Here is a 21,192-nt window from a genome sequence, read left to right as displayed (position 1 = left end):
TAATTGCTATCGCCCACGTTTAATACTGGATGCATAATCAAACTTAGGCATTTCAATATGAAAAAAGATAGCCAAAAGTCGGATACTAAATATGGCTAGCAGGGTAACAATGACATTGATATCATGTGGAATATGAAAATAGCCTAAGGTAATGAAAAGGATGGCGCCAAACAGAGCAATAATCGCATAGAGTTCTTTGCGTAAAACTAAGGGAATATCATTACAAAGAATATCCCGGAGCATGCCACCGCTAATCCCCGTTAACATGCCGCTAATAACGGCAACGCTTGGAGAAAAGCCATGCGCCAATGTTTTTTGGGTACCTATGATGACAAATGCAGAAAGACCTAACGCATCTAAAATGAGAAACATCTTCATGATGCGCACTAAGGAATGGGCAATAAAGATAGTCAACAAAGCGGATAAAGCGGTATAGAGTAAATATTCAGGGTGGGCGACCCAAGTCATTGGATGGGTGTCAAACAAGAGGTCGCGGACAGTTCCACCCCCAAGGGCCGTGATACAGGCGATAATAATAACGCCAAAAAAGTCCATGCGTTTACGACCAGCAGCAATTGCGCCAGTAATCGCTTCTACACAAATACCTAGGACAAATAAATAATGTAATAACATGGCAGCCCACTGTGCCCAAAAAAAGCAATTGTATCATTATCTGTTCTTTTCTAAAACAAATAATTGATGAAAATCTGTTGAAATTCGATAGAAAAAAAGGTCATATAATTTGAAGTTGTCCCAGCAAATCCCACAAAGTAACGATTACGTGTTACACTAAATAGTAAGTAAACGATAATCTACTATAGGAATAAAAATGGTAGAAGAAAAAGAACCCGTTCGTCTGATTGATGCGGTTGATAACAAAACCCATGACTTACTTTTCAAAGTGATGCAAAAACTCGAGGGGGTTCGCGCGGAAGTCGGTTCCAAAATTAATTCAGCTAGCATGGATCCTAACTTATACGATCCCAAGCTCGTTGATCGATTCAAAGTTTTATACTTTGAATCGAATAAATGCTTGGAGGATGTGACCGAAGTTATTAAAACAAATTTATCGCCTGATACGAACATTGAGGAATATCGTCAAAAGTACGGACCCGAGCTCGATGAGTTTGCCAATCGATTAGAAGCTTTTATTAATCAACTAACAGAAGTATTAAAACAATTCTGAATGATCACGGGTATAGAACGTTCTTTATTCACCGGTTTCGAAAAAGTAAGCGTTAGTCGTGCCATTTGACGTATTGGCTTAATTGATGTTAGGTGGTTAACTTGCTAAACTCTTGGGTACCAAAAACAATCGTCGATTGAATCAGTGATGGGGAAAGTGGATCTTTCAAAACAGTTTGCTCAGCGTTTAATTCAATCTATGAACGCGGCTGGTTTTACGTCTAATCGATCTACCGTTGGCGTTGATGTGTATAAATTAGCTGAAATTACCGGTTATTCGTCCGTCATCTGTCGTAAATACCTCAAAGGGGAGGCTATCCCCGAACCAACCAAGTTGATGGCGATTGCCGATGCACTCAACGTGTCTCCTGGTTGGTTGTTGTTTGGTGATCCGGATAAGGACACACGATTTTCCAACGATAATGCTATTATTAGCAAAAATCTGCTCCAATACCTATTTGAATGTGCACACCCCTTATATCACGTTGGGCGATCACCGGATGAAATTGCTCATTTTTTAGTTGAATTAGTTAACGATATTAGTCAAATCAAAGCAGATGAGGACCAATCAAAGAAAATCATTGATTTGGCCATTGCATCGGTCACACAATTCGCCCGTTAAAACCTTAGCGTTTCAATAGGGAAAAGTTGCCGTCTTTGCGAGCGAAGTGAAGCAATTTAGCATAGATCGATATCATGAGATTGATCTGGATTGCTTGGCATACGCTCGCAACGACTTAATATCGATAATATCCCAAAAAGTTGAGGAACGCTCAGTGTTAAATCCTAGGCTTAGGCGGATTGGCAAGTTGGGCAAAAGGCTGTGCTTCTACCATTGATTTTGATTGATTTTATAATATCCCCGCAGGTTGGGCAGGGTTTATGGTTTCGTCCATAAACGAATAAAGATTGGGCAAAGTAGCCGGGTTTACCTTCCGGATTGATAAAATCCTTCAATGTTGTCCCCCCTGCTTCGATGGCTTTGTTGAGCACTTCTTTGATTTTTTCTGCCAGGGCTTCATACTGAATGTTGGATAAACTGCCCGCGGGGGCTAGTGGATGGATGCGGCTTAGATATAAGCTTTCGGTTGCATAAATATTACCAACTCCCACAACAAAACGGCAATCCATGATAGTGGATTTGATAGGTTGCTTCTTATGCAGACAAGCATTCATTAAATATTGGCCATCAAATCCATCATCGAGTGGCTCAATACCCAAGTGAGATAGGCTTGGGTGTTGATGCAATGGTCCATCAACCCACTGCCAGCAACCAAACCGCCGAGGATCGTGGTAGCGAAGGACTTGGTTATTGGTAAAAACCACATCGATATGGTCATGCTTCTGTCGAATTTGTTGCTCAGGCAGCACGCGTAAATGGCCTGTCATGCCAAGGTGGATTAAAATAGCCGCTTCTTTGAGACTTAAGATAATATATTTTCCGCGACGGTTAATTGCTTGAATGGTTTGATTGCGGCAAAGATTCGCTAAATTATCGGGAACAGGCTGCCTTAGTTTGGGCTGGTAAACATGGATTGTTTGGATCGTTTTCTGGTGTAGTAAGGGCGATAATCCGCGGCACGTGGTTTCAACTTCAGGTAATTCAGGCATCGCTATTTATCATCGTGTTCTATGATTCGACCTTGCTTTGATTTTTTAGTTTGTTCAGTCGGGAAGAAGGTTTGTTTCACCCAGGCAATTAACGCTAAAATCGCACCAATGATAACGCCCCAGATCAATATATAGGAGAAAAAAACTAATAAAGCGATCATAAACGCAATGGTGATTCCAAGGATGAAGAAGGGTGCGACTTGCTCTACAATTTTGCTTGATTTTTGTTTCATGTTCTTTGGCCAATCGTATCTTAATATGAAAAAGTATAAACCCGAATGAAAAAAATGTCAGCGAAACTTAGCCAATTTCTAATTTTTGTTGGGCAAGCGTTAGCTTGCTTCCTTGGCGGTCGTATCACCTGACGAGGTTTGATTTGTCTTGTCACTGATATCTTGCCCTCGCCAGTTTAATATCCTTGCGCCGGATGCTCTTAGTTGTTTCTCAGCGTGATGCCAGACCCAAATGTATTGATAAAATGGTAGCCGTGGATATAAATGGTGTATCAAGTGATAATTTTGCCCTAATAGTAAGGGCGTCATTAGCCAGCTTTGATTCGGGCGGATATTGGTTGCACGATACTCATTTTCTTGTGCTGTTGTATCATGAGGTACGTGAGGTAAATAATCAAATGTGGCCACGAGTAACGTTGCTGCTAATCGTCCTGAAAGCAGCCATAGCCACAATATTTGCCAACCATAACCCAACAGGGCCAGGGTTACCATCAATATAATTGCGCCTGGTAAGATGATTAGCAATTCGAGACGTTCTCTCTTAGGGCGTTCATGCCAACGGCTTAAATACCAATGAACATAATGAATATCAAAAAACATCCACCTAAAAACCAATAGCCATTTGGGACCTACTGCTGACCATTGATCAGGGTCCTGGTCCACACCCGCATTAGTGAATCGGTGATGTTGCATATGGATAAAACGGAATACTTTGATTCCAGCAATGGGCGTTAATATAATTGTAGCAAGGGTCCCGATGCTTTCGTTTATCCAAGGGATTTGGGACAATGAACGATGAGACGCATCATGCAAAACCGTAAACATGATAAACTGGCAGATGGCGTTGATAAAGAAACCCGCCCACAATGATAGATGACCGGTCACACACCAATATAAAGAACCGATAAAAATAGAAAGTGCTAAGAAAAAGAGTAATAGCGTGGGCCAAGCGATCACCGGTGGTTGTAGTTCATGTTTATGTTCGCTTTGCCATTCTTTCATGAGATCGTGCATGGAATGGTCCTTTTTTCATATTATTATGTCAAATATTTGGCCAATATTAATGTAAGTCCAGGCCGAGTGTCAATTCTTTTTATTAGGATGAAAGAATCTCTAATATAATCATTATAGGCGAATATTTGCAAACTGTCTTAAGGAAAAAACAGCGGAATGGACTTTAAAGTTTTAATCGCAAAAATGCGAGAAGAATGCTATAAATAATAACAGGTAACTTAATCAGAGAATAACCATGAAAACATTTCTTATCGTGCTAGCGATAATCGTTGTGGTGGTCTTCCTTTGGGCGATAGGTATCTATAACAAGTTAATCGCCATGATAGAAGCGGTGAATAATAATCAACGTCAGATAGACATCCAGCTTGATCGCCGTTTTAAAGTGTTTCAGTCATTGATTGAAACGGTGAAAAAATACATGGATTATGAAAAAACCACCTTAAAAGATGTGGTCGAGTTACGAAACAAAGCCCAAGCCGCTAAAGCGGAAGGAAATGACAAAGACCGAATCGCTGCAGAGAATGAAATTTCTAAAATTGCCTCTAATATTAATCTCGTATTTGAGCAGTACCCTGATTTAAAAGCCAGTCAAAATGCATTGCAGCTACAAGAGGAAATTGTTAATACAGAGAATAAGCTTTCTTATGCCAAACAGGCCTACAATGATAGTATTGAGCGCTATAATGCCACCAAGAAATCGTTTTTTGAAACCATGGTTGTCAATATTTTCTCTTCTGCATTGAATAAGGAATTTCAATATTGGAGCTTAACGGAAGAAAAAGTCCAAGAAGCTGAGGATTATCGGGTCAAATTTTAGGTAACCTATGGCCTTATCAGATTATCATGCCACCACGGGGGATTGGCGCGCTCAACTAAAAAGGAATGAGAAAAAGACAAAACAAGTGATTGTGGCGTTTTTTCTTATCTATATCATTGTTGGGTTAGTCGTGGATTGCGTGGTATTGATGTCACAATATCCCCAAGCCTCTCTTGGACAGTGTCTTGCTGCACTGCTAACGCTCAAGGTCACGCCCTATGCGACGTTACTTTTAATTGCGATTGCGGCTCTTTCGTTGATGGTGACGTTTGCAATGTACGATAAATTGATGTTACTGGGCACGCAATCGAGGCAAATAACACCGGAAACAGCGCAGTCCACTCAAGAACGCCAGCTCTATAACGTCGTTGAAGAAATGAAGGTGGCTGCGGGTATGCCCTTTATGCCAAAAGTCTACATCATTGAGGCAAACTATATGAATGCCTTTGCCAGCGGCTATAGTGAAAAATCCGCTATGGTGGCGATTACTCGCGGGCTCATGGAAAAACTGGACAGGTCCGAATTATCCGCTGTGATGGCCCACGAGTTAAGCCACATTCGCCACCATGATATCAAGTTAACGCTAATGGTCGCTATTCTCAGTAATATCTTGTTGATGGTGGTAGATATACTCTTTTACACGATTATTTTTAAGCGAGATAGGCGCGGCGATAATCGGTTATTCGCCATTATTTTAATCTTGCGCTATGTGTTGCCAATTATCACCGTCTTGTTAGCGTTATTTTTGAGTCGTACGCGAGAATACATGGCCGATGCTGGTTGTGTTGAATTAATGCGAGACAACGAACCGATGGCACGCGCCCTGCTTAAAATATCTCAAGATCATGAAGCGAATGCAGAAGCTTATCAGCAAGAGTATGGTCAAACGGCCCATGAGCAAGTCCGCCAAGCATCTTATTTATATGACCCTTCGAAAGTTAATACCTTTAAATCAATCACGAGTGCGTTTTCTACTCACCCTTCCATTGAAAGTCGATTGGCGGCCATCGGATTTGTTCGTAAGAAGCAATAAATTAAGTGTCGTTTGCAATGCTGCCTTTCTAATCACGTAATCCAACGCCACGGTATAGTAAATACATATTCAGGAAGATGAGAAACACAATTGTTAAGGTGATAACCAGGATGGCTTCCGATACCGGGATGGAGGTTAGCCCCAACATCGCATAACGAAATAAATTCACCATGTACAAAATCGGGTTGAAGTGCGATATCGTTTGCCAGAAGGGCGGAAGCATATCCACGTCGTAAAACACCCCACCTAGATAAGTTAATGGGGTGAGCAAGAATGTGGGTATGATGGCAACATCATCAAAAGAGCGAGCAACCACGGCATTGGTAAAACCTGCTAATGAGAAAAGTGCGGATACGGCAATTAGTATTAGAAAAGTGAACCCGAGATGATGCAGATCAACGTCAACAAAAAAAGCTGAAACGATAAATACAAGAATACCAACAATGACACCCCGAATCACACCACCGGTCACATAACCAATCAATAGGAGATAATTCGGCATCGGACTGACAATCATTTCTTCGATACTTTTTTGAAAACGTGCACTAAATAGAGAGGTGGACACATTGCCATACGCATTGGTGATGACCGACATTAAAATAAGACCTGGAGCAATGAATAAAGGATAACTGACCCCATGAATCAGCCCAATACGTTGGCCAATGAGCGTGCCAAAGATCAAAAAATATAAGGCGGTTGTAATGACTGGGGGCAAGAAAACTTGACTAGCAATTCGAAACATTCGTCGTATTTCTCGGCGAACAATGGTATATAACGCAATGAGCGTCGCTTTGTTAGTCATGGTTGATTAAATCCAAAAACAGTTCTTCTAAGCGGTTTGATTTGTTACGCATCGATTTCACCGCTAACCCCAGTGAATCGAGTTTACGAAAAACATCATTCAAATTGTATTGCTGGTCAACGCGGATTTCAAAGGTGCAACTATCAATCGTGTTCAGAGTGAACGGGCTCAAGTCCGGGAGAAAGTTAATCGGTTGTTCTAAATCAAACACAAAGGTTTGAAATCGCAACGTTTGTAATAAATTCTTCATCGTTGTATTTTCAACAATCTCGCCTTGATGAATGATGGCGATGTTTTTACATAATTGCTCGGCTTCTTCTAGGTAATGGGTGGTTAAAATAATGGTGGTGCCTTGTTGGTTGATAAAGGTTAGGAAATCCCACATACTTCGTCGAATCTCAATATCTACACCTGCCGTTGGTTCGTCCAGGATTAATACTTTGGGTTCATGGATCAAAGCCCGGGCAATCATCAATCGACGTTTCATGCCCCCGGATAAGTGGCGAACAATTTCTTTTCTCTTTTCCCAAAGACCCAATTGTTTGAGGAGTTTATCGGCGCGTTGTTTGGCAATCTTACGCGAAATCCCATAAAATCCGGCCTGGTTAATTAGAATTTGTTCGCATGTTTCAAAAATATTGATATTAAATTCTTGTGGGACCAGTCCTAAACAAGCTTTTGCTTCACTGGTTTGTTTATCTAAATCATACCCTTCAATTAATATTTGCCCGGAGGTTTTATATAATAGCGTCGTAATAGCACCAATGGTCGTTGATTTCCCAGCCCCGTTAGCACCCAAAAGAGCAAAAAAATCGCCTTGCTTCACAGACAGACTGATTCCTTTGACGGCGTGAACGCCATTTTGGTAAGTTTTTACAAGGTTTCTGATTTCAAGCGCATTCATTCGATCGATTTCAAAGTCGAAAATGAAAGAGTATACAAGGATAGACTGATGTTCGCTAGTCTCGCAGTATAATGCGAGTTCCAACCGCTAATTTGATAAGATGGAAACCACAGCGAGCGTTAGGTTTTCTAATAGGATGATTGATAATCATCTTGCTAAATGATGATAATTTTGACATAATGCCCTCTTTTTTTAGAGTAGCCTGTTATGACGCTTAAGACCTTTTTTACCAGCATTGGCCAAGACGCGAATTATAATTTTGAACATATGATTAAGCATAAAGTGATTGACCAGGTGATGGGGGTTTTCGATCCCTATCAATCGTCTTATCAGCAATCGATAGCAACTCCTCTTACCCGATATCATTCTTTTTCAGAATTTGCAGGGCATTTTACGAATCTTTTTTCCTCTTTTCTAATGGCAATTCCTAATCTTGTGTTAGGTGTTCTCTCGGTGTGTTGTTATGCAGCGATAGGGTTAGCAATTCTAGCGGCGAAGTTAATTGCTTTACCATTTAGAGTATTGTTTGGTGGACTATTCTCGGGTTCTGATGAGGGTTTTTTAAGTGCCATGGGAAGTAGTTTGGAAAATGCAACAAAAGGTTTAATTGGCTCGCTAATCAAATGGTCTTTAGTGGTAGCAAACTCATTATTGGAAACAGCGGTGGATGTTCTTCTTATGCCGGCGTTGTTTACAGCAACGTTAGCTACTAAAAGCACCACATCAGTGGTAGCAACGGTAGGTGATGCTTTTGTTGGAATAAAAAATTATTGTTTACCGGAAGAGCCCGCTCAAACGGCAGAAACACTTAACCCCAATATATAAGTATTTGCCTATTTAAGGGAGCCTGGTTTCGATTACACTCATCCCATCGATTTTATGCCTAAAAAGCAACGAAATTCTTGTCATCGAACCCATAACCCAGTAAAATGCTCATCCACGTCGGGGCGTAGCGCAGCCTGGTAGCGCACTAGCATGGGGTGCTAGGGGTCGAAGGTTCAAATCCTTCCGTCCCGACCAATAAAAACCTCAATAATTCAATAGGTTATCCTGTTAGCTGTAAATCTGATTTTTCCTGAAAATATCTTGCTGGGTACTTTACTGGGTACTTTTGTAAATCCTGGGTATCTCACAGGTTACCTTATACGCTTATTCACCAAAAAGATCATATGGTCTAAAGTCGGGATTAATTTGGTATACATCTTTGAGCTCGGATATACATTTAAAGAAGCAATCAATAAAGTAGCTATCAAACAATTTTCCTTTATTGTCTTTAAGGTAATTTAGTATGGTTTCATGTGGCAATGATTCACGATAGGGCCTGTTTGTCGACATTGCTTCATAGACATCTGCGATAGCAACTATTCTTGCTGGAATAGTGATTTCCTCTCCTGTGAGTCCATTTGGGTAGCCAGAACCATCAATGCGTTCATGATGTTGAAATACCACTGATTTAATATCCCAAGGAAAATCCATGTGTTCAATAATTTTGTTTCCAATCACAACATGAGATTTCATTACGCCATACTCGTGTTCAGTCAACCGTCGTGGGGTGACCAAATATTCCATTGGGATGCCAATTTTGCCTATATCGTGCATCAAAGCGCCAAAATATATGGTACTTAATAACTTCGGGTCGGTAATATTCGATTTTGACGCTATATTTAGCGAAAGCCTAGCCACTCGCTTTTGATGACCTGATGTATAGGTGTCTCTAGATTCTATAAATTCAGAGAAAGCGAGGATTGTATCCAAAAAAGCTTTTTGCATCGCTTTTTTATCAAATTTGAGTTGATCAGTTAGATTCTTTTGGGGAGTGATATCCTCAAAATAAATAATATAGATTACTTCATTAACTAAAATATTTCTTATAGGTATGACGCGGACAATAAACGATTTTTCTTTAACTTTTATTTCTGCACGAGATTCAATTTCATTTTCCACAGCTTCTGTAAAATACTCTGGGGAATTAGTGGTTAATGGATATACTTTCCAAAAAGGAACCGTTCGAGGTCTTTTGGCTGCTATTTCTTTATATTTTTTGTTTGAAAATAATATGATCCCACTCTTGTTGCAGACTAAATTAGGGTTTTGTACGCCATCGAGGATTTCAAACATAACCGTGGCTAACTTTTCCTCTTCTTGAGTATTAAATTCCATTTTTGGTGATCTAATTATAGGTCTGTATTATTAAATATAGGAAAAAATTTTATGTTAGTCTATCAATAGTATTGAATTCGGATGTTCTAGCCTAAAAAGTAATTAAGATCAAAGGTATGAAACGGTTTTTGGCTGGTATGGTTTCTAAAATTAGTTGCTCTCTCATTCTAATTTACATTTTCTCAATGGCGTCAATAATCTTTAGAAAGTTATAGCGCCAAAATAATTGCAAGTAACAAATATCAACCTATTGAATAATATATAGAAAACTGTAATATAATTTGAGTTTGAGATGCAAGGGTCAAAGAGGATAGTCAGCATGGTAAACAAAAACTGAATTTCTAACTCAGTTTTAGAAACTAATACCAGTGAAAAAGGAGTTTAAGCGGCAGATGGAAGAAGTAAACCAAACTAATCAACAAGTCGAGAAGCTCTCTCCCTGGTGGCGTCGTTCAGTTTTGATAATTATGCTGATAGGGTTTTCAGTTCTAATATCATTAACTTATAAAGTTCAACAGGATGCGCCACCTATACCGCAAAATGTTATTAATCCTCAAGGGGAAGTTATTTTTGGTAAAAAAGATATTTTATCAGGTCAGTCTGTATTTCTTAAATATGGCTTAATGAATAATGGCACCATTTGGGGACATGGCGCTTATCTTGGCCCTGATTTTTCAGCACAGTATTTACATAATTTAACCTTGGATGTTGCTGATTATATTGCAACAGAGCAATATAAAGTCCCTTTTAATGAACTTCAATCAGAAAAGAAGGAAGTGGTTAATGCCTTAACTCGAGAATTATTGAAACAAAATCGATTTGAACCCGGTGATGAAGTTCTACATTTTTCTGAAGCAGAAACAAAGTCATATAATCAACAAATTAAATGGTGGTCAAATTATTTCTCATCTCCTTCTGGTAATGGAGGTTTACCCCATAATTTCATCTCATCAAACCAAGAGTTAAGAGACCTAGTTGCTTTTTTCTCTTGGACAGCTTGGGCATCTGTTGTTAAACGGCCTGGCGAGACAACAACATACACAAACAACTTCCCTTATGACCCTCAAGCTGGCAATTTCCCATCAAGTGCCGCATTATTTTGGAGTGCAATGAGTCTAATTGCATTATTGGGAGGTACAGCACTTGTCTTATTAGCGTTTGGTAAATTTGATTATCTGGGATGGAAACGTAATCCTGAGAGAACTGCTCCTATTTTCAAAGTTGGTAATCCAAGCCAAAGTCAACAGGCAACCCTCAAATTTTTTGTAGTAGTGGTTTTTTTGTTTTTGTTGCAGGCATTGGTGGGCGGATTAACCGCACATTATCGAGCAGAGCCAGGGAATTTTTTTGGACTGGATTTATCTAATATTTTTCCAAGTAATGTGGTACGTACTTGGCATTTGCAACTGGCAATTTTCTGGATAGCAACCTCATATGTTGCAGGTGGATTGCTCTTAGCCCGCGAGATAGGCGGGCATGAAAAGAAATATCAGGCAGTTTATATTCATATACTGTTTATTGCTTTAGTTATCGTAGTCATTGGTAGTCTTTTAGGAGAATGGGCCGGTACTTTCCAGTGGCTTTCAAAATATTGGTTTTGGTTTGGTCAGCAAGGTTGGGAATATCTTGAGTTAGGTAGAGCCTGGCAAATTGGGCTAGCTGTAGCATTAGTCTTTTGGTTTGTCTTATTATTGCGGAATATTGCTCCTGTTATCAAAGATCCGGAATTAGGCGAAATATCGCGTCTATTTCTTTTGGCGGCATTAGCTATTCCATTTTTTTATCTGCCGGCAATGTTTTTTGATAATAATACACATTTTTCAATTGTTGATACTTGGCGGTTTTGGATTATTCATCTGTGGGTAGAGGGTTTTTTCGAATTTTTTGTAACAGTTTTAGTAGCAACAATTTTGTTAGGCTTGAACGTCGTCACTCGTACAACTGCTGTAAGAGTTATATACTTGGATGCAATTCTGTATTTCGGTGGCGGACTTATTGGAACAGGACATCATTGGTATTTCAATGGCCATAGTGAAATGAACATGGCATTTGCTGCCATTTTTTCTGCAATGGAAGTTATCCCCCTCACTTTACTCACGCTTGATGCATGGGATTTCGTGAAAGTCACCGAAGCAGAACGGTTACCGTCAGGAGAACCAATTCGCATTCCACATCAATGGACGTTTTATTTTATCATGGCTGTGGGCGCTTGGAATTTTGTTGGGGCAGGGGTTTTTGGGTTTCTTATAAATCTGCCTATTGTTAGTTATTTTGAAATAGGAACCATGCTCACACCTAACCATGGTCATGCAGCTATGATGGGTGTTTTTGGCATGTTAGCAGTTGCGTTATTAGTATTTTCAATGCGGCATGTTTCTACAGATAAGCAGTGGGATTCTCTGGAAAAATACGTCAAAATCTCTTTTTGGGGGCTAAATATTGGCTTATTGATGATGGTTGTTTTCAGTTTATTCCCTGGCGGTGTATTACAACTCTATGATGTATTAAATAATGGTTATTGGCATGCGCGCAGTTTGGAGTATGGCGGACAGGAAACAGCGAGGTTACTTGAATGGTTACGTACTCCAGGCGATTTAGTATTTATTATAGTAGGAATTTTACCGCTATTATACGCAGTTACTAAATGTTACTTTAATCCTAAACGAAATGCATGATTTTGAATTAAATCCGGGAGCGATTGGCAAATAATATTGAAAAAATCAGAGGTGAATTTTTGAAGTTTCTAAAATACATAGCAGGCTATATGCCTGCTTATCATATACAATATGTTAATTAGCTGGCGTCTTTTTCACCATTCACAATAGTTTGATCGATCCACTGTTCAATTTCATCACTATGCCATGCTAAAGTAGTGCCATTTAATTTGACTGGTTTTGGAAACTTGCCAGTAAGCCACCAGCGTCTTAAAGTCACACGGTTTCTACCCAACATTCTTTCTAGATCTGGGACAAATAATACTTTTTGTGGGATAGATTGATTGGATACTTCGAACATTGTTACCTCCTGTATGTATTTCAACCTGGTTGCCAAATAACTCTATTTGAATTCAAATGCTCTAAAAGAGTTTTTATTGAATCATAAAGAGTATTATTATGCAAGCAAATTTATAAATATTAGATCTTTTAACTATACGTAGGAGAAATTTATTTATACAATATGAAAAAAGTTAAACTGTTTGGGAGTAGACAATGACTGATTTAGAAAGGGTTATGGAGGCCGTGGGAACGGAGTATTTTATTAACTCAAGTTCTGAAAATAATCAATTTCATGTTCAATGTAAGATTCAGAAACAGCCTCATACAAACAAAGTTGTTACTTTCAAACAAAAACCTCAACCACACACAAATAAGTTAGTTTGTTTTAATGCCTAAATTAATCGTTGTTGGTTCAGGGATTAAATCAATTGCGCATCTTACGGAAGAAACAAAGAAAGTCATTCAGCTGGCTGATAAAGTTTTATATCTAGTGAATGAAGACCACTTAAAAGAATGGATTGAGCAAGAAGCTAAAAAAGCTGAGTCACTTGAGCCTATCTATTTTTCTGATGAAAACCGCGGTGTGGCTTATCAAAATATTACAAACTATATTGTGCAAGAAATTGAGCAATTTGAAATCCTTTGCGTTGTATTTTATGGGCATCCAACAGTCTATGCGGACTCTGCTTTAAAAGCTGCTGTCACTATTAGAGAAAATGGTGGCGAAGCCATTATCTTGCCTGCTATCTCATCTATGGATTGCTTATTTGCCGATTTTCAGATTGACCCTGGGGATAAAGGTTTATTTTGTATTGATGCTACTGAATTATTAATCTATGAAAGAAATATAGACCCGTACTCTCATGTTATCCTGTTTCAACCTGCTAACCTAGGCAGAGTAGATAGACAGAGTACAAGTAATCTCCACTTATTAGTTGATTACTTAAAACAATTCTATCCATCGGATTATCAGGTATGTATATATAAAGCAGCATTTCTTCCAGGCCAAGATCCGAACTATAACTGGACGGCTCTGGATTCAGTTGGAAACCAGCTGGTGGATCATCAATCTACCTTTTATTTTCCACCATTAAGTGAAAAGGCTATAAGCAAAAAATATATGGATTTATTAGAACTTACCTAACCAACATACGTTACTATCTTGGCATACTAAATAAAATGTGGAGCAGTACTATGGTTCTGGTTTCTTTTAATTTAAATTATCATATTCGAAAGCAAACACTGGACTAGACTTTGAGTAAACTTGGCATAGGAATAACCTGAGTATGAATAGAATAAAAGCTTCAATAGTATTTTTGATCGGGATGAGTTTAGCAAACGGTTCGTTTGCCTCGGAACCGTTACTGACCTGTCCGAAGACTTACCAGAATGTCTTGAAAGGAGATTCTGAACAAGCTGTCCTGACAAAATGTGGTCCGCCGGTTTCGAAGAATACTCAGCAAGAAGAGTTAACTAAGAAGCTTGAACTCGAGATTTGGTCTTATCGAGCAGCTCCAACTAGCAGCAACTCACAGGTAGTGTCGTTCGTCTTTTCTGATAACTCATTGTATGAGTTAAACGTAGCAGGCTCTAACGTGTCGTCGATGTCCATGTGTAAAACCTTCTTCACGGTAAAAGTGTCGACGAAGGATGACGTTAAGAAGGCCTGCGGAATGCCAAAAGAGACATCCACGCAGACTCGAACGATCCCTGCTGGCACCCAGGAGGTGACTACTTGGGTGTATCAACCGAATCCTTATCAACCCGAGCAAAAATTCAAATTTGTTGAAGGAAAGCTCGTGAGTGTTGAATAAATTAATCTGAGCGCAGATTGTTTATTGTGGTGAAGTTGTAGCTATTTTTACGCAGCCCCGAAAGAATTTAGCGTCTCCTGCAAACTCGGTACTTTCTTGACAATAGGATGTTGAAAAGCGCTTATCCTCATCTTTAAGTAGATGAGAATTTAATATGTTATCTGTATCGTTAGACTGATAGTGATAGAAATTAAATTTGGTGTTTTTGCTGACATGATGAAGAAAACTACCGAATGCAGGGCCTGATTCTTCAGTAAACTCTTCTTGATATGCTAAGAGAACATTTGACAGTCTTTCCAATTCTGTAATGGTGCTATTACTTTGATTGGTTTTAAACGTATTTATTTTCGAAAAGGGACATTGTAGAGGATAATAGACACTATCTGGCTGCTGATTTAATGAAGAAGGGACCATAATGGTTGGTGTATATTCTAACCCATAGCATTCGTGATAGATTTTTTGAATTTCGCTAACCGGAAAATATTGCTCATCAACCGCTGGCTTTACGCCGAGTCCGGAACCCATACAAATATTGAATATATATTTGGCTGTATCCATTAAAAAGGGTGTTGGTCGATATCGGTTGACTCTCTTGGCACTCAAAAATAGATCATTGCAGGATGAATCATAGGTATTTTGGGTTAGTTTTTTTCGTAGGGCTTCTGAGAAATATAATTTCAGTCGAAGCCAGTGTTCATTATGTTTAACGGCATCAATAAATTGTTCAGAGAAATACAATATTTCACTTTGCCATTTGCTACTGTTGCTTTTAAGTATTTCTCTAAAGATTAAATGATGTTCATAAGGTGATTTTGGAGTTTCAGCACTGACTTTGAAATATTTTTGGATACGCGCATGCTTTCTTCGACAGCCGATATTAGGTAATAAAAACGAAGAAAGTGCCCCTGAAGATGCTGATAAAACATTATTGTCCACCGTCTGGGCTTCATTGAAAATAATTTGCATGTTGAAAATGGCGCCTGGACCTTGAACACAATCAGGATAAATCCTGTTTTCATCACCGAAATAATGCCATTCACAATATTTATCTATGATCATACCAAGTGGGGAGCTATGTTTTCCATATCCAAGGTGCTGATAGATTTCATTATTGGTTTTGGTGCTGTCGATTTTCTCTACTTGCCCTGTCTCTGTTGGCAAATAGGCATATTTATTCATGCCAAAGTGCTCGCCAAAATCATATTTGGCAAGATAAAAAGGGATACTTTTAGGTGGACTAATTCGCTCTACTTCTTCATAGAATGACGGGCTAATTTCCCTAACTTTGGTTTTAACTTCATCCCATGAAACCTTTCTAATCTGATTCATTCCAATTAACCAAACAATCCTAACACAGCAAATTAGATTATTTTAAAATAATCTAATTTGTATAAAAGGCTTAAGTTTAGACATCTTTAATGCTAAAGTCACGCCTTCACAAGGATAAAAAGGATGTAAGATGTCTGAAAAGATGCAAAAAATGCCCAGCGGAGTCGCCCCACTATACTATATTCAAGCTTTCTCTACGTTTTCCTTCGCAATATTATATTCGTCTTTGGCGTTATTTCTGACTCAGCAATTAGGATATAGCCAAACCGCTTCTAACAGCATCGTGGGATTATTTTTAGCATTTAATTTTGTCCTTCATCTATTTGGTGGGATGATTGGTGGCTCCTTACTATCTAATCGAAATCTCTATTTTATTACAAGCATCATGCAATGCGTTGGAATGTTGTTATTAGCGATATCCCCTCAAACAACCCTCTTTATTGGTCTAAGTTTATTTTTAGTGGGCTGTGGTCTGAATACAACTTGTTACAACACTATGCTCACGCAACGGTTTAAGGCAGATGATAACCGACGAGAGACAGCATTTTTCTCAAGTTATTCGTGGATGAATGCAGGATTCTTGGCAGGCTATTTTTTAAGTGGCTTTTATGATTTTACCAATGACTATAGCCAATTGTTTTATATCGGTGTCATTGTAAATGCCCTAGTTCTCTTTGTGATGTTGAGGCATTGGCCAGACTTAGGTGATATTGATACGACGCTACAAAGTATAAAAGAGAAAAGTAAAAAGATGTCTCGGGAATCAGTAGGTCTATTAACCGTATTGTTTATGACGCCAATCATCATATTATGCTTTAAATCTGCCCATATCAGTAATGGTCTTGTCGTAGCAGTCAGTGTTGCTATGTTCTTTGTTATTCTAGGATTGGGCTTCCGGCAAGATAGCAAAGAAGATAAAGAGAAAATATTTACTTATTTAATCCTGACTGTTACTTCAATCTTGTTTTGGATGATCTATTACACTGGCCCAATGGGTATAACCTTGTTTATCAAAAACAATGTCGATAAGCATCTATTCAATTATGAAATCGCTACACAATGGATTAATAATATTAACTCATTTGTCATCATTTTAGGCGCGCCTCTGGTAGCTTGGGTTGTTTCAACATTGCAAAACAAGGGCTATCAGCTTCCAGAAAGCAAACAATTCGTCTTTGCTTTTCTTTTTCTAGCCGTATCATTTCTTTTATTATCCATGGGGATTAAATTCAGTGATATCGCTGGGCGTACTGCCCTTTATTGGGTATTTTTACATATCTTTACCCAAGGATTTGCTGAATTACTAATTGGCCCTGTTGGCTATGCAATGATAGGACGTATCGCGCCAACTCACCTTCAAGGCTTATTAATGGGAACGTGGATGATGGTGTCCGGCGTTTCAGTTGCGCTGTCTCATTATTTTTCTAATGAGATGGTTAAGACTAATGCAACAGATCCACTCATAACAAATGCTGATTATGCGCATGTATTTAATCAGTTGGGAGGTTGGGCTATTTTAGGGGCATTATTTCTATATTTTATCTCCTATAAAATTAGCAAGCACATGGCCGAAAATAAAGAATCGGTTGAGGCGTTATCACATTAAGATTGCATTTTATCCTTATTTTTTTCCAGGAAAAAAAACAAATTTGAATGTCATAAACTCCATGTTTTAATAGCTATTGTCGTTACAGACAGTAGTTATATCATTCGAGGTATTGGAAAAGGAGTTTGGTTATGGAGTGTGCTGTAGATTTATTGAAGCCTAATTCTGGTGTAACACTTAATTGTTCTCAGGTTGATCAAAAACAGCTGATTGAATATGTCATGGTTCATGGCGATATAGACTTTAAAATGCTATCCGCAATTCTTGGTATTAAGGTCAGCCGACTACTTAAAGCAGCAACTGGAGAAGCTGCTTTACAAGGTAAACAGGCACGGAGATTAGTTGAGTTTTTCCTGATGTTTCTGGAAGAGCGATAAATTATTTAAAGTCTCTCTTAAGACTCATAGCAGTACCAACAACTCGTCCCTCAGTTTCATTGTCAATGTGAATATTTGCCCAATCATCACTTAATGCAACTAATTCAAACTCAGTATTCTTTCCAGCAGATATTTGTTTGTATTTACGAATGATCACTTCATCTTCATTCTCAATGTGAAATACGACAAAGTCACCAGGAGTCGCCTTTTTTTCTGGATCAACTATTATCATATCGTCTGTTCTAAACTCTGGACTCATACTGTCATCTTTAATTTTTATAGCGAAAGCATTTTCACTAAGACGGTTTGCTAAGTTTGGATCAATTGGAATTAAATCAAATTTTTCTGAATTGTCTTCGTTTCTGAAAGCGTCGATGTGATATATGGGCTCACACGCTTGCTGATAATCCAGAATTGGGACTAAAGCACCGATACCTGCTCTCTTATGCAAGCTTCCTTGCTTGTCATCGGATAAGCACATCAAAAAAGCAGGCGAAACCTCCAAAGCTTCAGCTAACTGTTTTATTGCGCTAGGACCAGGCGTTCTATCTCCACGTTCATAATTATTAATGCGAGAAACATTCAAATCTTCAGTCAGAGCTGCAAGTTCTTTTCGGGTAAGCCCTTTTGCATTTCTTTCTTCCTTAATTCTTCTGCCAATTTGTTCTTTGACGTTCATAATCATTTTCTCAAAGTATATCAAATAGAGGTTGACATAACCCTATATGAGTGTTAAAAATAATTTATCGTAACTCTTTTAGAGTATTTTGACTCTTTTAGAGTTTCAAATTACTACATAAGTTGTATATAAGATAAAACAAACAAGGAGCGCTGTAAACAAATGGACTTTGTTATGAACACAGAAGAGTTAGAAGCACTCTATGGTTTGCCCCATACACAGCAATTAGCCTATCTAAGAGGAATAAGGCCATACATGGATGTTAAAACAGGAATTACAGGGATAAAGCGGGGGATCAGTTTTCAATCAATAGCTGAGCAGCTTTATATTGAGCCCCATCAAGGAATCAAATCAGAAAGTTATTCACGAGCTCAAGTCAGAAGAGGAATTGAAGGTCTTGAGCGTGTTGGACTTATTCAAAATCAATCTAAAGATCAAAAGCTGATTTTAAAATGCCTTTTAGCATCAAGGGATTATTCTGTCCAAAATAAAGTGATCACAAACCCGTCACAGTTAGCCGGCACAGATGAAATGGTTAATCGGGTTGAAAATAAAGGTCTACAAGACAGCTACACTCAAAAAGCCGACACAGCCGATACCCCAAAAGCCGTCACACCTCTAAAAGAAGAAAATTATATATATCTTCTTAGGCGGTTCGAACATTTTTGGCGAATGTACCCCGAAAAGAAATCACGTGAACGTGCTCTTGAATGCTTCAAGCAAATCAATCCAGATGATTTTTTACTGAGAACCATGCTGCAAGCATTAGAAAACCAAATGAATGCACGAGGTGCAAAGCAAGCTCATGGCGTATGGGTGCCGCCTTGGAAATATCCAGCGAACTGGCTGGCACAAAAATGTTGGGAAGATGAAGTTAATACCGAAGTAATGCAGGAGAAAAAACATGCAAAGGATAGGAGAAGTACTGGCAGAAAAGCGCCAACCAGCGGATTTTATATCCCCGATGAAAACGAGGAATTTGAAGAACGAGGAAAAGTCATCGAGCTGTCCAAGCATAAAAAGGCGCAAGGTGATTGAGCTGATGTTTACAAAGTTTGCCGTAGCTTATCGCGGTATATGGCACAAGGAACTCCAAGAGGAACGCTTTACAGAATTTGCCAAAAAAGAATGGGAGAAACATTTGCAACCTTTTTCAGACACGATTATTACCACGGTGATTGAAATATGTGAGAAAAAATTCGAGATGCCACCAACCATGGCGCAGTTTATAGGACTTTGCAAAAACGAGGCAAACCGACATTACGTTACAAAACATGAGCCTATTAAAAAATCTAGTCCTGAAACGGCAGCTTACTACTTAAACAAAATGAAAGAAATTTTAAACAAAGGGGGATAACACATGTTGATATTAACAAGAAGATTAGGGGAATCAGTGGTTATTCATGATGATGTTTACTGCACTATTTTAGATTATAAATATGGGGAGGTGTGCTTGGCCTTTGATGCCCCTCGCTCCATTCCTGTCCACCGTGATGAAATTCAAAGACGAATCTATCGAGATCGCCGAGAAGATAATTGGCTTGATTCTAAAAAAATAGATAAAGAAAGCATTGTTGATCGCTTAATCAGAAAATTTCAACAAGATGAAAAACTTTCTGTTACTCAAGGAAATTAAGTCAATTATTGAGGGAATATCCAAATGCCTAATCAGGATGAACCACAAAAAACTGTAAAAGATCGAGCCAAAGAAAAGCTAAGGCGTGATCTGGGCGGGTTAATTGAAGATGCTTTGAACGACCCAAAGACCGTTGAAATTATGCTTAATGCAGATGGCTGTCTATGGCAAGAAAAGCTTGGGGAGGCAATGTGCTGCATTGGACACATCTCGGAAGGAAGGGCGGAAGCAATCATTAAAACAGTTGCAGGATTCCATGGCAAAGAGGTAACCAGATGCCAACCTCTATTAGAAGGTGAGTTGCCGATTGATGGCTCACGCTTTGCCGGACAATTGCCGCCCATTGTTCCTAGACCCACATTTGCTATCAGAAAAAAAGCAATCTCAGTTTTTAGCCTCGTTGAATATGTGGATTCAAAAATCATGACGGTTAATCAGTGCAGGGTAATTAAAAAAGCAGTCAAAGAGCATAAAAACATCTTGGTGGTTGGCAGCACTGGCTCAGGTAAAACAACATTGGTTAATGCCATTATTAATGAAATGGTAGACCAATCACCTGAAGAACGAGTCTTTATCATTGAAGATACAGGAGAAATCCAGTGCAAGGCTGAAAACAGCGTTCAATATCACACAACGCTAGATGTTGATATGACTCAACTATTAAAAACAACACTTAGGATGCGCCCTGATCGGATTTTAGTTGGTGAAGTCCGAGGAAGTGAGGCCTTAGATTTGTTAGATGCCTGGAATACAGGTCATGAAGGAGGGGCGGCCACCTTGCATGCAAACAGCGCGCTTTCCGGACTTACCCGCTTGAAATCACTTATTACCAGAAATCCAGCCTCCCCTGCTGAAATCGAACCTTTAATTGGAGAAGCGGTTCACATGGTAGTGCAAATTAGACGAACAGCAACTGGCCGGAAGGTTGATGAAATCATAGCAATCAATGGCTTTGAAAATGGTCAATACAAAATCGAAAAACTTGCTTAAGGAGAA

At 38.9% G+C, this 21,192-nt stretch carries 25 protein-coding genes and 1 tRNA gene; 16 read left to right on the top strand and 10 right to left on the bottom strand.

All coding sequences use genetic code 11. The features are described 5' to 3' along the window. Positions 1-6 precede the first annotated feature (6 nt). The gene (locus AB3348_RS12420) at positions 7-633 is read right to left on the bottom strand and encodes a trimeric intracellular cation channel family protein (protein WP_367607914.1); all 627 of its coding nucleotides are present in this window, start codon (positions 631-633) and stop codon (positions 7-9) included. Between the two features lie 196 nt (positions 634-829). Here AB3348_RS12420 and AB3348_RS12415 point away from each other — a divergent pair, with 196 nt between their 5' ends. Both AB3348_RS12415 and AB3348_RS12410 read left to right on the top strand, forming a co-directional pair. Further along, entirely contained in the window at positions 830-1,186 is a 357-nt protein-coding gene (locus AB3348_RS12415; protein ID WP_367607913.1) for a hypothetical protein, read from the top strand. 147 nt (positions 1,187-1,333) lie between these two features. After that, on the top strand, positions 1,334-1,807 hold the full coding sequence (locus AB3348_RS12410) for a helix-turn-helix domain-containing protein (protein ID WP_367607912.1): 474 nt from the start codon (positions 1,334-1,336) through the stop codon (positions 1,805-1,807). A 170-nt stretch (positions 1,808-1,977) separates the two neighbouring features. Here the strand turns inward: AB3348_RS12410 and mutM are convergent, their stop codons facing one another. From mutM to AB3348_RS12395, 3 genes are all read right to left on the bottom strand, one after another. After that, a complete protein-coding gene (gene mutM, locus AB3348_RS12405) occupies positions 1,978-2,796 on the bottom strand; it encodes a bifunctional DNA-formamidopyrimidine glycosylase/DNA-(apurinic or apyrimidinic site) lyase (protein ID WP_367607911.1) in 819 nt (272 codons plus the stop codon). Positions 2,797-2,798: 2 nt separating this feature from the next. Then, complete coding sequence (locus tag AB3348_RS12400) at positions 2,799-3,029, bottom strand: hypothetical protein (protein ID WP_367607910.1); 231 nt, start codon at positions 3,027-3,029, stop codon at positions 2,799-2,801. 99 nt (positions 3,030-3,128) lie between these two features. Beyond that, complete coding sequence (locus AB3348_RS12395) at positions 3,129-4,043, bottom strand: fatty acid desaturase (RefSeq protein ID WP_367607909.1); 915 nt, start codon at positions 4,041-4,043, stop codon at positions 3,129-3,131. A gap of 235 nt (positions 4,044-4,278) precedes the next feature. Between AB3348_RS12395 and AB3348_RS12390 the strand changes: the two genes are divergently transcribed. Then, on the top strand, positions 4,279-4,860 hold the full coding sequence (locus AB3348_RS12390) for a LemA family protein (protein WP_367607908.1): 582 nt from the start codon (positions 4,279-4,281) through the stop codon (positions 4,858-4,860). A gap of 7 nt (positions 4,861-4,867) precedes the next feature. Then, positions 4,868-5,893, top strand: coding sequence for a zinc metalloprotease HtpX (gene htpX, locus AB3348_RS12385; protein WP_367607907.1), 1,026 nt, complete (start codon positions 4,868-4,870; stop codon positions 5,891-5,893). A 28-nt stretch (positions 5,894-5,921) separates the two neighbouring features. On the opposite strand, the gene AB3348_RS12380 is transcribed toward htpX, so the two are convergent. Continuing rightward, complete coding sequence (locus AB3348_RS12380; protein WP_367607906.1) at positions 5,922-6,695, bottom strand: ABC transporter permease; 774 nt, start codon at positions 6,693-6,695, stop codon at positions 5,922-5,924. Next, on the bottom strand, positions 6,688-7,599 hold the full coding sequence (locus tag AB3348_RS12375) for an ABC transporter ATP-binding protein (RefSeq protein ID WP_367607905.1): 912 nt from the start codon (positions 7,597-7,599) through the stop codon (positions 6,688-6,690). The genes AB3348_RS12380 and AB3348_RS12375 overlap by 8 nt, the downstream gene beginning before the upstream one ends. A 207-nt stretch (positions 7,600-7,806) precedes the next feature. Between AB3348_RS12375 and AB3348_RS12370 the strand changes: the two genes are divergently transcribed. Both AB3348_RS12370 and AB3348_RS12365 read left to right on the top strand, forming a co-directional pair. Next, positions 7,807-8,424 (top strand): hypothetical protein, encoded by a 618-nt coding sequence (locus tag AB3348_RS12370; RefSeq protein ID WP_367607904.1) that lies wholly within the window; start codon positions 7,807-7,809, stop codon positions 8,422-8,424. 118 nt (positions 8,425-8,542) lie between these two features. Next, positions 8,543-8,619: transfer RNA gene (locus tag AB3348_RS12365), tRNA-Pro, on the top strand. 129 nt (positions 8,620-8,748) lie between these two features. Here the strand turns inward: AB3348_RS12365 and AB3348_RS12360 are convergent. Continuing rightward, the gene (locus tag AB3348_RS12360) at positions 8,749-9,759 is read right to left on the bottom strand and encodes an HD domain-containing phosphohydrolase (RefSeq protein WP_367607903.1); all 1,011 of its coding nucleotides are present in this window, start codon (positions 9,757-9,759) and stop codon (positions 8,749-8,751) included. Positions 9,760-10,127: 368 nt separating this feature from the next. Between AB3348_RS12360 and AB3348_RS12355 the strand changes: the two genes are divergently transcribed. Continuing rightward, a complete protein-coding gene (locus tag AB3348_RS12355; RefSeq protein WP_367607902.1) occupies positions 10,128-12,434 on the top strand; it encodes a nitric-oxide reductase large subunit in 2,307 nt (768 codons plus the stop codon). Between the two features lie 118 nt (positions 12,435-12,552). Here the strand turns inward: AB3348_RS12355 and AB3348_RS12350 are convergent, their stop codons facing one another. Further along, on the bottom strand, positions 12,553-12,774 hold the full coding sequence (locus AB3348_RS12350; protein WP_367607901.1) for a helix-turn-helix transcriptional regulator: 222 nt from the start codon (positions 12,772-12,774) through the stop codon (positions 12,553-12,555). A gap of 194 nt (positions 12,775-12,968) precedes the next feature. Between AB3348_RS12350 and AB3348_RS12345 the strand changes: the two genes are divergently transcribed. The 3 genes from AB3348_RS12345 to AB3348_RS12335 all read left to right on the top strand — a co-directional run bounded on the left by AB3348_RS12345 (position 12,969) and on the right by AB3348_RS12335 (position 14,569). Next, positions 12,969-13,151, top strand: a complete 183-nt coding sequence (locus tag AB3348_RS12345) for a hypothetical protein (RefSeq protein WP_367607900.1) — start codon at positions 12,969-12,971, stop codon at positions 13,149-13,151. Next, positions 13,144-13,899: an SAM-dependent methyltransferase gene (locus tag AB3348_RS12340; protein ID WP_367607899.1), complete on the top strand. Its 756-nt coding sequence runs from the start codon at positions 13,144-13,146 to the stop codon at positions 13,897-13,899. Before AB3348_RS12345 ends, AB3348_RS12340 begins: the two co-directional genes overlap by 8 nt. Before the next feature lie 142 nt (positions 13,900-14,041). Continuing rightward, positions 14,042-14,569: a DUF2845 domain-containing protein gene (locus AB3348_RS12335; protein ID WP_367607898.1), complete on the top strand. Its 528-nt coding sequence runs from the start codon at positions 14,042-14,044 to the stop codon at positions 14,567-14,569. Positions 14,570-14,590: 21 nt separating this feature from the next. Here the strand turns inward: AB3348_RS12335 and AB3348_RS12330 are convergent, their stop codons facing one another. Then, positions 14,591-15,898, bottom strand: coding sequence for a hypothetical protein (locus tag AB3348_RS12330; protein WP_367607897.1), 1,308 nt, complete (start codon positions 15,896-15,898; stop codon positions 14,591-14,593). A 130-nt stretch (positions 15,899-16,028) separates the two neighbouring features. On the opposite strand from AB3348_RS12330, the gene AB3348_RS12325 reads away from it, so the two are divergent. Beyond that, the gene (locus tag AB3348_RS12325; RefSeq protein ID WP_367607896.1) at positions 16,029-17,504 is read left to right on the top strand and encodes a peptide MFS transporter; all 1,476 of its coding nucleotides are present in this window, start codon (positions 16,029-16,031) and stop codon (positions 17,502-17,504) included. A gap of 131 nt (positions 17,505-17,635) precedes the next feature. Further along, positions 17,636-17,881, top strand: a complete 246-nt coding sequence (locus AB3348_RS12320) for a hypothetical protein (RefSeq protein ID WP_367607895.1) — start codon at positions 17,636-17,638, stop codon at positions 17,879-17,881. A gap of 1 nt (position 17,882) precedes the next feature. Here the strand turns inward: AB3348_RS12320 and AB3348_RS12315 are convergent, their stop codons facing one another. Further along, positions 17,883-18,560: a LexA family protein gene (locus AB3348_RS12315; RefSeq protein WP_367607894.1), complete on the bottom strand. Its 678-nt coding sequence runs from the start codon at positions 18,558-18,560 to the stop codon at positions 17,883-17,885. Positions 18,561-18,722: 162 nt separating this feature from the next. Here AB3348_RS12315 and AB3348_RS12310 point away from each other — a divergent pair, with 162 nt between their 5' ends. Genes AB3348_RS12310 through trbB form a run of 4 tightly spaced genes read left to right on the top strand, consistent with a single transcriptional unit; the run spans position 18,723 to position 21,186 of the window. Beyond that, complete coding sequence (locus tag AB3348_RS12310) at positions 18,723-19,598, top strand: hypothetical protein (protein ID WP_367607893.1); 876 nt, start codon at positions 18,723-18,725, stop codon at positions 19,596-19,598. A gap of 4 nt (positions 19,599-19,602) precedes the next feature. Then, positions 19,603-19,917 carry a Vir protein gene (locus AB3348_RS12305; RefSeq protein WP_367607892.1) on the top strand — a complete coding sequence of 105 codons (315 nt, stop codon included), beginning with the start codon at positions 19,603-19,605 and terminating at the stop codon, positions 19,915-19,917. A 3-nt stretch (positions 19,918-19,920) separates the two neighbouring features. Then, entirely contained in the window at positions 19,921-20,196 is a 276-nt protein-coding gene (locus tag AB3348_RS12300; RefSeq protein WP_367607891.1) for a carbon storage regulator, read from the top strand. 24 nt (positions 20,197-20,220) lie between these two features. Then, positions 20,221-21,186 (top strand): P-type conjugative transfer ATPase TrbB, encoded by a 966-nt coding sequence (trbB, locus tag AB3348_RS12295; protein WP_367607890.1) that lies wholly within the window; start codon positions 20,221-20,223, stop codon positions 21,184-21,186. The last annotated feature ends 6 nt before the right edge of the window (positions 21,187-21,192 follow it).

Source organism: Legionella sp. W05-934-2, from assembly GCF_964199965.1.
GTDB lineage: Bacteria > Pseudomonadota > Gammaproteobacteria > Legionellales > Legionellaceae > JAFIFT01.
This window is presented reverse-complemented; position numbering and strand designations above follow the sequence as displayed.